The 12959-nt window shown below is 66.9% G+C and carries 11 protein-coding genes; 5 read left to right on the forward strand and 6 right to left on the reverse strand.

Annotation, left to right across the window (positions count from 1 at the left end; all coding sequences use genetic code 11):
• The first annotated feature begins 41 nt into the window (after nt 1–41).
• Nucleotides 42–695: a rhomboid family intramembrane serine protease gene (locus HIV01_RS01345; protein ID WP_200604491.1), complete on the forward strand. Its 654-nt coding sequence runs from the start codon at nt 42–44 to the stop codon at nt 693–695.
• A gap of 109 nt (nt 696–804) precedes the next feature.
• On the opposite strand, the gene HIV01_RS01350 is transcribed toward HIV01_RS01345, so the two are convergent.
• Nucleotides 805–2817, reverse strand: coding sequence for a M13 family metallopeptidase (locus HIV01_RS01350; RefSeq protein ID WP_207527047.1), 2013 nt, complete (start codon nt 2815–2817; stop codon nt 805–807).
• A gap of 176 nt (nt 2818–2993) precedes the next feature.
• Here HIV01_RS01350 and HIV01_RS01355 point away from each other — a divergent pair, with 176 nt between their 5' ends.
• The gene (locus tag HIV01_RS01355; RefSeq protein WP_200604493.1) at nt 2994–4505 is read left to right on the forward strand and encodes an alpha/beta hydrolase; all 1512 of its coding nucleotides are present in this window, start codon (nt 2994–2996) and stop codon (nt 4503–4505) included.
• 73 nt (nt 4506–4578) lie between these two features.
• Here the strand turns inward: HIV01_RS01355 and HIV01_RS01360 are convergent, their stop codons facing one another.
• Together HIV01_RS01360 and cycA are read right to left on the reverse strand one after the other, a co-directional pair.
• Nucleotides 4579–6708: a M13 family metallopeptidase gene (locus tag HIV01_RS01360; protein ID WP_200604494.1), complete on the reverse strand. Its 2130-nt coding sequence runs from the start codon at nt 6706–6708 to the stop codon at nt 4579–4581.
• A gap of 179 nt (nt 6709–6887) precedes the next feature.
• Nucleotides 6888–8282: a D-serine/D-alanine/glycine transporter gene (gene cycA / locus HIV01_RS01365; RefSeq protein ID WP_200604495.1), complete on the reverse strand. Its 1395-nt coding sequence runs from the start codon at nt 8280–8282 to the stop codon at nt 6888–6890.
• 134 nt (nt 8283–8416) lie between these two features.
• On the opposite strand from cycA, the gene HIV01_RS01370 reads away from it, so the two are divergent.
• The 3 genes from HIV01_RS01370 to HIV01_RS01380 are packed head-to-tail and all read left to right on the forward strand — an operon-like array spanning nt 8417 to nt 10771.
• The gene (locus HIV01_RS01370; protein WP_200604496.1) at nt 8417–9310 is read left to right on the forward strand and encodes a DNA/RNA non-specific endonuclease; all 894 of its coding nucleotides are present in this window, start codon (nt 8417–8419) and stop codon (nt 9308–9310) included.
• 24 nt (nt 9311–9334) lie between these two features.
• Nucleotides 9335–9949: a chymotrypsin family serine protease gene (locus tag HIV01_RS01375; RefSeq protein ID WP_200604497.1), complete on the forward strand. Its 615-nt coding sequence runs from the start codon at nt 9335–9337 to the stop codon at nt 9947–9949.
• 18 nt (nt 9950–9967) lie between these two features.
• Entirely contained in the window at nt 9968–10771 is an 804-nt protein-coding gene (locus HIV01_RS01380) for a TOBE domain-containing protein (protein ID WP_200604498.1), read from the forward strand.
• Here the strand turns inward: HIV01_RS01380 and HIV01_RS01385 are convergent.
• Genes HIV01_RS01385 through modA form a run of 3 tightly spaced genes read right to left on the reverse strand, consistent with a single transcriptional unit; the run spans nt 10768 to nt 12894 of the window.
• The gene (locus HIV01_RS01385) at nt 10768–11412 is read right to left on the reverse strand and encodes an ATP-binding cassette domain-containing protein (RefSeq protein WP_200604499.1); all 645 of its coding nucleotides are present in this window, start codon (nt 11410–11412) and stop codon (nt 10768–10770) included. The genes HIV01_RS01380 and HIV01_RS01385 overlap by 4 nt on opposite strands.
• Entirely contained in the window at nt 11399–12118 is a 720-nt protein-coding gene (gene modB, locus HIV01_RS01390) for a molybdate ABC transporter permease subunit (protein ID WP_200604500.1), read from the reverse strand. The genes HIV01_RS01385 and modB overlap by 14 nt, the downstream gene beginning before the upstream one ends.
• Nucleotides 12119–12123: 5 nt before the next feature.
• Nucleotides 12124–12894, reverse strand: a complete 771-nt coding sequence (gene modA / locus HIV01_RS01395; RefSeq protein WP_200604501.1) for a molybdate ABC transporter substrate-binding protein — start codon at nt 12892–12894, stop codon at nt 12124–12126.
• Nucleotides 12895–12959: the final 65 nt, after the last annotated feature.

The following is a 12959-nucleotide window of genomic DNA, read 5'->3' on the forward strand; positions in this document are numbered from 1 at the left end:
CCGGTCAGCGGCTACCATGTAGCGCAGCCCCAGGAGTCGCAATGTTTTCCAACCTTCCCCCCGTCACCAAAGCCCTGCTGATCGCCAACGGGCTGGTGTTCCTGTTGCAGTGGGCGCTCGGCGACGTCGCCCTCGCGCAGTTCATGCTGTGGCCGCCCGGTGGCGGCGAGCTGGACGGCGTCGGTTTCATGCCGTGGCAGTTGCTCACCTACGGCTTCATGCATGGAAATTTCGCCCACCTGCTGTTCAACATGCTGGCGCTGGCGATGTTCGGCGCGCCGCTGGAACACGTGTGGGGCGATCGCCGTTACCTGACCTACTACCTGGTGTGCGTGGCCGGTGCGGCGCTGTGCCAGATCGGCGTGGGCATGTGGACCATGTCGCAGGGCGGCGAAGCCTATCCGACCGTGGGTGCGTCCGGCGGCATCTTCGGTCTGTTGCTGGCCTACGGCCTGTTGTTCCCGAACCAGCGCGTGATGTTGCTGATCCCGCCGATTCCGATGAAGGCGCGCACGCTGGTGCTGGTCTACGGCGCGATCGAGTTGCTGCTCGGCGTGACCAATGCAATGCCGGGCGTTGCGCATTTCGCGCACCTGGGCGGCATGTTGTTCGGCTGGTTGCTGATCCGCTACTGGCGCGGGCAGCCGCCGTTCGGCAAGAAGAAGGGCCCGCCGAAGATGCGGGTAGTGCGCTAGCCCTTCACCATCGTCCCGGCGAACGCCGGGACCCAGGCCCGCACGTCATCGGCAACCTCACGTCATCCCGGCGAACGCCGGGATCCATCCTGACGTTGCCGTTGCTCCCTTACGGGAACAACCTGATCTGCTGATCCGCCGCCAGCTGCATGCCACTACCGGCCTTGCACGCGAACGCTTCACCAAAGCTCGCCTGGTTCAGCAGCGGCCCATTCGCGCGCCAGCGCCCCGGCGCATGCACGCTCGTGGCCGCGCGCTGTCTCGCCGCCTCGGGGGTCATGTGCTGCGGCCATAGCGCGGCCCAGCCCTTGTAGAAGTCCTCGCTCGCCGGCTTCGCGGCGGCCGGTTCGGATGCGTGCCATGCCGCCCAGGCCAGCTCGACGCCGGCGATGTCGGCGATGTCCTCGCCGGCGGTCTGCGTGCCATTGACCCGCGTGCCGCCCAAGCCCGGATAGTCGAAACCGCCGTACTGCGTGGCCACGCGCCTGCTCAGTGCATCCCAGGCCGAGGCCTCGGCCGGCGTCCACCAGTCGCGCAGCTCCTGCTTGGCGTCGACGAAGCGGCCGCGGTTGTCGAAGCCATGGCTGAGTTCGTGGCCGACCAGCGCGCCATACGACCCGTACAGCCAGGCCGCCGACTTGCCGGTGTCGAACACCGGCGGCTGCAGCATCGCCGCGGTCACGATCAGGCGGTTCTGGGTGATGTCGTAGGCCAGCGAGGGTTCCTGCGGCAACACGTCCCAGCGACGATCGGCATTGCCGCGGCCAATGCGCTTCATCTCTTCGCGATGGCGCCAGGTCGACGCGATCAGCATGTTGCTGCCGAAGCTGCCACGGCCCATCGGCTGCACGGTGTAGTCGAGGTCGCGGTTGGGCGTGCCGACTTCGATCTTGAGGGCGTCGAGCTTGGCCTTGGCTTCGGCTTTGGCGGCTGCACTGAATCGCGTGTCGCGATCGAGTGCCTGTCCCAGCGCATCGCGCACTTTCGCCGCGATCTCCTCGGCGCGCTTGTCGGTGGCGGCGGGCAGGTAGCGGGCGGCGTATTCGTGTCCGACCATCGGACCGGCGGCAAGCGTGATCGCATCGAGCACGGCCTGTGGCCGCGACGGCGGCGCGGCCAGGCCCTGCAGCACCTGACCGCGGAACTCGAAGCTGGCATCGCGAAATTGTTTTGCCAGGTAAGGGGCCATCGCATCGCCGATGCGCCAGCGCAGGTACGCCTTCCACTGCGCCGGCTTGAGGCTGCCGACCAGGTTGTCGAGCTGTGCGAACAGCGCCGGGTTCGCCATCGACACGGTGTCGTCGTTGACGCCCTGGACCTTCAGGAACTGGTCCAGTTGCAGGCGCTTGTATTTCTTGCCCAGGGTATTGGTCGCCACCGGTCCGAAGTTGCTGCGCGGGTCACGCAGGTCGAGGAGCGGTCTTGATGCGGAGGCGATCCGCGTTTCCAGGTCGATCACGGACTGCGCGTCGGCCGCCAGCTGTGCCTGCGGCGTGCCGGTCAGGGCCAGGATCTTCTGCACGTAACTGCTGTAACGCCCCATCAGCGCACGCGTGTCGGCATCGGTGCGGGTGTAGTAGGCCGGATCGGGCAGGCCGAGTCCGCCCTGGGCGAAGTAACCGATGTGGCGATTGAAGTCGTTGAGGTCGATGTCGGCACCGAAGTTGAACAGCACCGGGATGCCGACCTGATGCAATGCCGCGATCGCAGGCGGGATGTCCTTGGCGCTCTTGATCGCATCGATGCGACCGATCAGCGGCGCGATCGGCTGGGCGCCATCGCGTTCGACCGCGGCCTCGTCCAGGCCGCTGGCCCAGAAGTCGCCGAGCAATCGCTGCACGTTGCCTTGAGGCGCCTTGGACGCGGCATCGAGCAGGTCCAGCTGCTGCTGGCGCGAGCGTGCGCCCAGCTGCTCCAGCGCCGAGACCGAGCCGACGTTGGGCAGCAAGGTATTGCTCCTGAGCCAGTCGGCGTTGGCGTTGGCGTAGAAGTCGCTGCACGCGCTTGCCGCGGCGGCGGCCTTGGGTTTGGCAGCGCGCTTCTTCTGCGCATCGGCGGGCGGCGAGGCGAGTCCGGCGATCAGGCTCAGGGCCAGGGCACAGGCAAGCGGGCGTAGGTTCATGGCGGAATCCGTTCGGGGGAGACGGGGTGGCCCGGAGTCTAGCAGCGGCCATGTGATGCCCATCTGGCCATCCCGAACGCCGCCGGGCGCGGGGTTTGGGCCGTTTTTCGCAGCACTGGCGGTGGCCGCGGATCGTGCGACCATCCCTCGCATCTTGCCCAGGCAGGGAACCGCGCATGGCCACCACCCCCGATGACGACGACCTGGATCCGCTGCCGGAATCGTCACTCGTGTCGCGAATCCTTGCCGTCGCCGGCACGCTGCTGCGCAAGGGCGCGGTACTCGTGGCGCTGCTGGTGCTCGTGGTCGTGGCCGTGCGCGCCTGCCAGTCAACGCAGGGACCGTCGCTGCAACCGTGGCACACGATCATTCCCGACGAGCCCGCCGCCAGCGAGATTTCCGCCGGCAACTGGCAAGGCTATCTGACTGCCGAGCAACGCATGTACGAGCAACTGCGTCGCAAGCTCGACAGCGCGATGAAGCCCGGCGACCGTACCCTGCTCAATCGCTATTACCCCGCTAGCCTGACTTCGCCGGAGGCATTCGGCCACGACTGGAACCGCTCGTACGTACTCGAACCCGACGGCGCGGCGAAAGGCGTCGTCGTGCTGGTGCACGGCCTCACGGACTCGCCGTACAGCATGCGCAGCGTGGCCGAGTTGTATCGACGGCATGGCTTCATCGCCATCGCGCCGCGCATGCCGGGGCACGGCACCGTGCCGGCAGGACTGACGAAGGCGGGACGCAAGGAGTGGCACGCGACGCTGGAGATGACGATGGCCGAAGCTCGGCGCCGTGCCGCCGGCCGCCTGCCGGTTCACCTGGTCGGCTATTCGAATGGCGCCGCGCTGGCGATGCACTACGTCATGGCGCGGATCGAACGCGGCGAGAAGCGCGACGTCGACCGCATCGTGCTGATGTCGCCGATGATCGAAGTCAACCGTTTCGCCCGTTTCGCCGGCATCGCCGGCTGGCCTGCGCTGTTCAGCCGCTACGCCAAGTCGGCCTGGCTGGACGTGCTGCCGGAATTCAACGCGTTCAAGTACAACTCCTTCCCGGTGCGCGCGGCGCGTGAGTCGTACCTGGTCACCGACGAGCTGCACGTGGTGATGGAGGAAGTGACTGCGCAGCGGCGCCTCAACCAGGTGCCACCGATCCTGGCGTTCCAGTCGGTGGTCGACGACACGGTCGGTGCACACGCAGTGATGACGCGCCTATTCGATCGCCTCGCCACCAATGGCAGCGAGCTGGTGCTGTTCGACGTCAACCGCAGCCGCGTGATCGCGCCCGTGTTGCGTACGACCGCGACCGACTGGGTGGGCGATGTGCTGCAGGATCCGGCGCGGCGATACACGCTCACGGTCGTCGGCGCGGCGTCGTCCGAGGATGCGGCGGTGGTGGCACGGACGCGTGACGTCGGGTCGGACGTGGTCAAGCAGCAGCCTGTCGGTGTGCGCTATCCGGCTGAGGTGTATTCGTTGTCGCACATTGGCTTGCCGTTCGCGCAGGACGATGCGCTTTACGGCAACGTGCCGTCGGGGAAGGCGATCGTGCAGCTGGGGGCGTTGGCCGTGCGCGGTGAGCGCAACGTGCTGGTGGTTTCGCAGGAGAGCCTGAGCCGGCTCAGCTACAACCCATTCCATGCATACATGCTGGCGCGCATCGCGGAGAAGATCCCGGCGAAGTAGGGCGCAAAAAAGAAGGCCCGGGAGGTCCCGGGCCTTCTGCCTTGCCGACGAGGGCCAGGAGTAAAGCGTTACATCACCAGATCACGACCTGCTTGTCGCCTTCGCGGACCATCGGCTGGCCCGGCTTGCACGAGAACGCAGCAGCGAAGGCCGGCAGGTTCGACGGAGCGCCGATCGCGCGGAAGTTCGCCGGAGCGTGCTCGTCGGTGTTCACGCGCAGCTTCAGCTCATCCGGCGTGAAGTTGCGACGCCACACGGTGCCCCAGTTGAGGAAGAAGCGCTGGTCGCGGGTCAGGCCGTCGGTCTTCGGATCCGGCGTGCCGTCGGTGGCCTTCTTCATCGCGTCGTAGGCAGTGGCCAGACCGCCCAGGTCGGCGATGTTCTCGCCCAAGGTCAGGTCGCCCTTCACCTTCATGCCCGGAGCTGCCTCGTAACCGTTGAACTGCTGCACCAGCTTGTCGGTACGGCCCGAGAAGCTCTTCGCATCGGCGTCGGTCCACCACACCTCGAAGTTGCCGGCCGGCCCGAAGCGGCTGCCTTGGTCGTCGTAGCCGTGGGTCATCTCGTGACCGATCACCGCGCCGATGCCGCCGTAGTTGGTGGCGTCGTCAGCATTCGGATCGAAGAACGGCGGCTGCAGGATCGCGGCCGGGAAGACGATCTCGTTCTGCAGCGGGTTGTAGTAGGCGTTCACCATCTGCGGCGGCATGCCCCACTCGGTGCGATCGACCGGCTTGCCGATCTTGCCCAGGTTCCACTTGTAGTTGAACTCCTGGGCGGCCAGCACGTTGCCGATGTAGCTGTCGCGGGTGGTGCTCAGGCCGTTCCACTCACGCCACTTGTCCGGGTAACCGATCTTCGGAGTGAAGGCGGCCCACTTCTCCATCGCCTTCTTCTTGGTGTCGTCGCCCATCCAGGCCAGGTGCTCGATGCGGCCCTTCAGCGATTCCGACAGGTTCTTGACCAGCGTCTGCATCCGCGCCTTCGACTCTTCCGGGAAGGCGACCTTGACGTACATCTGGCCCAGCGCTTCGCCAGCCTGGTCCTCGATCGTCGCCAGCACGCGCTTGCCACGCTCCTTGAGCTCCTTCTGGCCGCGCATGGTCTGGTTGTAGAACGCGAAGTTCTCCTGGACGAAAGCGTCCGAGAGGTACGGCGAGGCGCTGTCGATGGTGTGGAAGCGCAGGTAGGTCTGCCACTGCGCGGCCGGCACGTCGGCCAGCATCGCGCTGACTTCCTTGTGGAAGTCCGGCATCGCCAGCGAGAACATCTTCGGCACCGCAACGCCCTGCGACTCGAAGAACTTCGTCCACGGGAAGTTCGGCGCCAGCTTGTCGGCGTCGGCCGGGCTGACGGGGTTGTAGTACAGCGAGACGTCGCGCTGCAGCGTCTTCTTGTCGACCGAAGCCTTGGCCAGGCGCGTCTCGAACGCGACCACGTCCTTGGCCTGCTTGGCGGCGTCGGCGGCGGCAACGCCGCTCAGCTCCAGCACCTTGGCGACGTGCTGCTCGTAGGCGGCCAGCTTGTCCTTCTTGTCGGCGTCGAAGTAGTACGCCTTGTCCGGCAGGCCCAGACCGCCCTGCGAAGCGTAGGCGATGTTGTTCTTGGAATCCTTGAAGTCGGCTTCGGCGCCGAAGCCGAACAGGAAGTTCTCACCCTTGGCGGCGCTGGTGCGCAGGTAGTCGGCGATCTTCTCCTGGCTGTCGAGCGCGGCGATCGCGTCGAGGTGGCCCTTCAGCGGGGCAATGCCCTGCTCGTTGATCTTGGCAGCGTCCATGCCGGTGGCCCAGAAGTCACCGACGATCTTCTCCACGCCCGTGGCCTTGGTGTCGGCGGCGGCCTGCTCGGCGAGCTGGCGCTGCACGGCGATCGAACGCTCGTTGAGCATTTCGAACGCGCCCCACGAGGTGCGGTCGCCCGGGATCGCGTTGGCGGCGAGCCACTTGCCGTTGACGTAACCGTTGAAGTCCGTGCACGCGTCCTTGCTCGTGTCGAGGTCGGCGATGGTGAAACGGTTCACGCCGGGCAGCTTGCTTTCGTCGAGCTTGAGTGCGGAGGCTTCGGCCGGCTTGGCGGCGTCGGCGGCCGGCGCCGCGGCTTCTTCCTTCTTGGCACAGGCGGCCAGGGCGGTGACGACGGCAAGGGAAAGTACGAGGACTTGCGGTTTGTTGAGGCTCACTGAGGGCTCCGGCCGGTCAGGCATTGGAAATGAAACGACGTCCCCTGGGCGGGGCATCGGCGGACATTAGACTGGTTCAGCTCTGTCGGGGGGTGTCGAAGGTCACGATGGCGGGCTGTCCGGCAGGGTCGGCACTATCGACCCGGGACCTGAATGGGGGGCGATGCCCGATCGCCCCCAAACGATTGCCCCCAAGAACGTGCTCAGGCCGAGCCGGCCTCGAGTGCCACGCCGCGGCGCTGCCGCCACAGGTAGCCGATGCCGAGCAGCACGAACCAGACCGGGCTGGCCATCAGCGCCTGGCGGGTATCGGCCTGCAGGGTCAGCAGCACCAGCACGAAGGCGAAGAACACCAGGCAGGCGTAACACATGGCCACGCCGCCGGGCATCTTGAACTTCGAGGCCTCGTGCAGGTGCGGACGCTTGCGGCGGTAGGCGATGTAGGCGAACAGGATCAGCGACCAGACGAACATGAAGAGCACTGCGGCCAGCGTGGTGATCAGGGTGAAGGCCGTCACCAGGTTCGGGATCACGTACACCAGCATCGCACCGGCGAGCAGGCACAGGCACGAGAACAGCAGGCCGCGCGAGGGCACCGCGGCGCGCGACAGCAGCGCGAACGACTTGGGCGCGTGGTCTTCCTGCGCCAGGCCGTAGAGCATGCGGCTGGTCGAGAAGATGCCGCTGTTGGCCGAGGAGGTGGCCGAGGTCAGCACGACGAAGTTGATCAGGCTGGCTGCGGCCGGGATGCCGGCGAGCACGAACAGTTCGACGAACGGGCTCTTGCCCGGCACCACTTCGCGCCACGGCGTCACCGCCATGATCGCCACCAGCGCCAGCACGTAGAACAGCATGATGCGCACCGGGATGGAGTTGATCGCCTTGGGCAGGTTGCGCTCCGGGTTGGCGGTCTCGGCGGCGGTGGTGCCGACCACTTCGATGCCGACGAAGGCGAACACCGCGATCTGGAAGCCGGCGAAGAATCCGGCGATGCCGGTCGGGAACAGGCCGCCGTCGCTCCACAGGTTCGACAGCGAGGCGACATGGCCCGACGGCGACTGGAAGCCCCAGGCAACCATGCCCAGGCCGGTGACGATCAGCGCGCAGATCGCCACGATCTTGATCAGCGCGAACCAGAATTCCATCTCGCCGAACAGCTTCACCGTCACCAGGTTCAGGCATAGCAGCAGCACCACGCACATCACCGCCGGTATCCATGGCGCCAGTCCGGGGAACCAGAACTGCGCGTAGGCGGCGATGGCGATGACATCCGCGATCGCGGTGATGATCCAGCAGAACCAGTACGTCCAGCCGCAGAAGAATCCGGCCCAGGGTCCGAGCAGGTCGGTGGAGAAGTCGATGAACGACTTGTACTCCAGGTTCGACAGCAGCAGCTCGCCCATCGCCCGCATCACGAAGAACAGCATGATGCCGATGATCAGGTAGACCAGCAGGATCGAAGGGCCAGCGAGGTTGATGGTCTTGCCCGAACCCATGAACAGGCCGGTGCCGATGGCGCCGCCTATGGCGATGAGCTGGAGATGCCGGTTGGACAGGCTGCGCTTGAGGTGATCCGGATGCACGGATGAATCGGACATGTGGCGCGGCCGTCGTGATTGGGTGTGCCGACAACATAGGGGAAGCGGCGGGCCGCCGCCATAGGCCTCGCCGTCGGGCCGCGAGCGCTGCGTTGTCTGCTCTGGTGGAGTGCGCCTCGAGCGAGTGAAGGACCATGAACCAGCGCCTGGCCGTGGTGGCAACCTGCGTGCTGCTGGCATCGTGCGCCACGCATGCGCCGACCAGACGCATGGAACGCGCCCAGCACACCGCCTTCCAGGCGCTGCAGGGCGGCGAGCTGACCGCGGAGGAGATCGACAAGGTCGCCGAGCTGTGCCCGTTCGGCATGCCGCAGCATGCGCCCGGCTGGGACCATGGTTTCACCGAGTTCGTCGTCCGCGACGGCTACGCGCTCGAGCACAGCGGCCAGTACCGGATTCCGCTGTGGGTTTGCGAGCGGCTGGTGCCGGAGCACCTCACCAGCCGCTATCCGCGCAAGGACAATTTCCGCGCCGATCCGGAGCTGTCCGGACCGCATGCGGAGCTGGCCGATTACAAGGGTTCGGGCTATGCGCGCGGCCACCATGCGCCGGCCGAGGACCACGCCTGGAGCAAGCGACTGCTCGACGAGACTTTCTACCTGTCGAACATGTCGCCGCAGCTGGGAGGATTCAATTCCGGCGTCTGGAGCCAGGTCGAAAAACGCGTGCGCACCATGGCCGCCGACAGCGCGGTGACCTGGGTGATCACCGGCGCGCTGCTCTACGACCCGGAAGAGGAACAGGCCGCGACCGCGGACGGCTGGGTCGAGTACTTCACCATCGGCGCCGGCGTTGCCGTGCCGACGCACCTGTTCAAGATCGTGGTCAGCGAGCAGGACAACGGCGCCGTCGAGACCGTCGCTTTCGTGATCGCCAATGCCAAGCCGCCGTCGCCGTACTCGCATGCCGATTTCATCAAGCCGGTGCGCTGGATCGAGGAGCGTTCCGGGCTCGACTTCATGCCCGAGCTGGAGCCGGCGCAATCGCAGCGCCTGGAAGCCCGCGCCGGGCAGATCGACTCGCCGTGACGCGGTGGACGCGGTGATCGGGCCATGATCGCCAACTACCGTCTGCGCTACCGGCCGTTGCGCGCCGGCGTGGCGATCTCGTCGGCTGAGCTGGGTACGTTCGGCACGCTGGGCTGCCTGGCAACCAGCGACGGGCAGGACCGATGGGGCATCACCGCCAGGCACGTGCTCACGCGCACCAATGCGCTGCGCATGGATGTATTCCAGCCGGACCTGCGTGTGGTCGGTGCGCTGGTGTCGGAATCGCTGGCCGACATGAAGTTCGTCGCCGGCCTGGACGTGGTGGCATTTCGCATCGCCCGCACCATCACCACGACGCCAGTCATCCTGGAACTGGGCGCGTGGCAGGGCGTTGTCGAACCCGTCAGCGGCATGACGGTGGTCAAGTCGGGATTCGCGACCGGTGTGACGCGGGCGCGCATCGGCCAGGTCGATGCCGAAGGTTTCCAAGTATTGCCCGAGCCAGGCATGCCGCCCGGCTATGCCGCCTACGCCGCCGGCGATTCGGGCGCGGCATGGATGACGCAGGATGCGAGGCTGGTCGGCATCCACGTCTCGCAAAGCCAGCAGGGCGCAACGGGACGGGCGCTGCGATTGAGGTCGGCGCTGACGCGGCTGGGGTTGCGGCTTGTAGTGTAGGTGGCCAGACTCGCCGCCATGACCGATTCATCGTTCCGCATCAACAGCGCACTGACCGTGGAAGCCAGGCGTGGCCCGTTCGGCGGCCGGCGCTGGATGGCATTGCTGGCCGCGCTGGGCGATGCCGAGTCGATCACCGCCGCGGCCAAGGATGTCGGCCTGAGCTACAAGGCGGCATGGGATGCGATCGATGCGATGAACAACCTCTCCGATCAGCCGCTGGTGGAACGCGCGGTCGGAGGCAAGGGCGGTGGCGGCACGCGTCTGACCGATCACGGTCGACGGCTGGTTGCGGCTTACCAGGCAGTCGAGGAAGAGAACGAACGTTTCATCGAGCGCCTCAACGCGCGCATGTCCGGCGCGGCGGCGGAACTGGAAACCATCGGGAGACTGGCCATGCTCACCAGCGCACGCAACCACTTTGCCGGCAAGGTCGTCCGCATCGCCACCGGTGCGGTCAACGATGAAGTCGAACTCGAACTGTCCGGTGGTGCGCGCATCGTCGCGATCATCACCCACGAGAGCCTGCAGCACATGGCGCTGGCGGTGGGCGACAGTGCGGTCGCGCTGGTCAAGGCGTCGAGCGTGATCGTCGCCACCGGCGCCGACGTCAAGCTGTCGGCGCGCAATCGACTGCAGGGCAAGGTGGCGCGGGTGCAACCGGGTGCGGTCAATGCCGAGGTGGTGATCGACCTGGGCGGCGGCAATTCGGTCGCGGCGATCATCACCAACACGTCGGCGCTGGCACTGCAGCTGGCCGAAGGCGTCGAGGCCGCGGCGATCTTCAAGGCCTCCGGCGTGATCCTTGCCGTCGGCGCCTAGGGCGCCACACCAAGCCGGCCGCGATCCATCGTGATGACGGCATCGGCGAGGTAATCGATCTCGTTGCGCGAGTGCGTGACGTACAGCATCGGCACGCGCGTCTCTTCCTTGATGCGTCGCAGGAACGGCAGGATCTGCTGCTTCAGGCGTTCGTCCAGCGACGACAGCGGCTCGTCGAGCAGCAGCAGGCGCGGCGAATAAAGCAGTGCGCGGCCGAGGGCGACGCGCTGGCGTTCGCCACCGGACAACAGGGCGGGGCGGCGGTCGAGCAGCGGCACGATCTCCAGCAGCTCGGCCACCGACTGCAGGTCATGCCGGCGCATCTGCGGCGCGATGCGGTCGTGGCCGTACAGCAGGTTGCGGCGCACGGTCAGGTGCGGGAACAGCTGGCCGTCCTGGAACACGAGGCCAAAATGCCGATCCCATGGCGGCACGAATCGATTGCTGGCGGTATCGACCAGCACGTCGCCATCGGCGCGGATGACGCCGCGGCCGGGGCGCAGCAGTCCGGCGATCAATGCCAGCAATGTGCTCTTTCCCGAGCCCGACGGGCCGAACACGCCGGTGACGCCGGCATCGACCTCGGCACGCGCCGCCAACGTGAAATCGCCACGGGCGAAGTCGAGGTCAAAGCTCAGCATGCTGGTGCCTGTGATCCTGGAAGCCCAGTTTGCGCTCCGCGCGATGGCTGACCCAGCGGCTCAGCAGCAGCGCCGCCACGGCCAGCACGATCGACAGCAACGACAGCCGCATCGCCGCCGCTTCGCCGTCGGGCACATGGGTCAGGCTGTAGATCGCCAGCGGCAGGGTGCGGGTCTCGCCGGGAATATTGCCGACGAACGCCATCGTCGCGCCGAACTCGCCGAGGCTGCGCGAAAAGCACAGGAAGCTGCCGGCAATGATCCCCGGCACCGACAGCGGCAGCGTCACGCTGAAGAACACGCTCCACGGTCGCGCGCCCAAGGTGATCGCGGCATTTTCAAGGCGCGGATCGATCAGGCGGAACGCCAGCCGGATCGGCTGCACCATGAGCGGAAATGCCATCACCGCCGAGGCGATCACCGCACCCTTCCAGGTGAAGGCGACGACTATCCCGAAGGTGGCCTGCAACCATGCGCCGAGCGGACCATTGGTGCCCAGCAGCAGCAACAGCAGGTAGCCCGGCACGACCGGTGGCAGCACCATCGGCAGCTGCACGAGCATGTCGATCCAGAACTTGCCGGGGAAGCGCCTGCGCTCCAGCAGCCAGCCCAGCGCGATGCCGAACGGCAGGCAGGCCGCGGTCGACCACAGCGCTACCTTCGCCGACAGGCGCAATGCATCCCACTCTTCTGGCGACAGCCACATGCGGATCAGGGTTTGAGGCGGGTGAACCCGTAGCGGTCAAAGATATCCGCAGCGGCGGCGGAGGTCTGCACGAAGCGCACGAAGGCCTGCGCTTCCGGGCGCGCGCCCTTGACCACCGCGAACGGGTACACGATCGGCTTGTGGGTGTCGGCGGGGAAGGCCTTGAGCACGTCGACCTTGCTGCTGACCTTCGCGTCGGTGGCGTAGACGATGCCGAGCGGGCACTCGCCGCGTTCGACGAATGCCAGCGCCGTGCGCACGTCGTCGGTGCCGACGATGCGGCCCTTCAGCGACGCCCACCAGCCCAGCGCCTCCAGGCTCTGTTTCGCGTAGATGCCCACCGGCACCACGCCCGGCTCGCCGGTGCACAGCTTGCCCTTGAAGGCGCCCGCGAAGTCGAAGCCGCGCTTCATCTCGACCGGGACGCTGCGGCCCTTGGGCGCGATCAGCACCAGGTCGTTGCCGAGCAGGCTGACGCGGGTGCCGGGTGCGATCCGGCCGCGCTGGTCGAGGTAATCCATCCAGGTCAGGTCGGCCGAGGCGAAAACGTCGGCCGGCGCGCCGGCTTCGATCTGCTTGGCCAGTGCCGAGGAGGCGGCGTAGGCCAGGCTCGGCTTGGGGTGGCCGGCCTTTTCCCAGGCGGCGCCGATGTCGTTGAGGGCGTTGGTGAGGCTGGCGGCGGCGAAGACGCGGACCGGTTCCTCGGCGGCGGCAGGGCCGGCCAGGGCCAGCAGTGCGAGGAGGGCAAGGCGGCGAAGCACGGGCGGGGCGGACATGGGGCTGCTCCGGGCGGCAACTAGTCGCTATATAGCTCCATATATAGCGCAGTCCGCCGCCCGCC

The sequence above is a fragment of the Lysobacter arenosi genome, assembly GCF_016613475.2.
GTDB classification, from domain to species: Bacteria; Pseudomonadota; Gammaproteobacteria; order Xanthomonadales; family Xanthomonadaceae; genus Lysobacter_J; species Lysobacter_J arenosi.

Coding starts and splice junctions, on each gene's coding strand:
- HIV01_RS01345 (WP_200604491.1), top strand. CDS start 42: ATGTTTTCCAACCTTCCCCCCGTCACCAAAGCCCTGCTGATCGCCAAC.
- HIV01_RS01350 (WP_207527047.1), bottom strand. CDS start 2,817: ATGAACCTACGCCCGCTTGCCTGTGCCCTGGCCCTGAGCCTGATCGCC.
- HIV01_RS01355 (WP_200604493.1), top strand. CDS start 2,994: ATGGCCACCACCCCCGATGACGACGACCTGGATCCGCTGCCGGAATCG.
- HIV01_RS01360 (WP_200604494.1), bottom strand. CDS start 6,708: ATGCCTGACCGGCCGGAGCCCTCAGTGAGCCTCAACAAACCGCAAGTC.
- cycA (WP_200604495.1), bottom strand. CDS start 8,282: ATGTCCGATTCATCCGTGCATCCGGATCACCTCAAGCGCAGCCTGTCC.
- HIV01_RS01370 (WP_200604496.1), top strand. CDS start 8,417: ATGAACCAGCGCCTGGCCGTGGTGGCAACCTGCGTGCTGCTGGCATCG.
- HIV01_RS01375 (WP_200604497.1), top strand. CDS start 9,335: ATGATCGCCAACTACCGTCTGCGCTACCGGCCGTTGCGCGCCGGCGTG.
- HIV01_RS01380 (WP_200604498.1), top strand. CDS start 9,968: ATGACCGATTCATCGTTCCGCATCAACAGCGCACTGACCGTGGAAGCC.
- HIV01_RS01385 (WP_200604499.1), bottom strand. CDS start 11,412: ATGCTGAGCTTTGACCTCGACTTCGCCCGTGGCGATTTCACGTTGGCG.
- modB (WP_200604500.1), bottom strand. CDS start 12,118: ATGTGGCTGTCGCCAGAAGAGTGGGATGCATTGCGCCTGTCGGCGAAG.
- modA (WP_200604501.1), bottom strand. CDS start 12,894: ATGTCCGCCCCGCCCGTGCTTCGCCGCCTTGCCCTCCTCGCACTGCTG.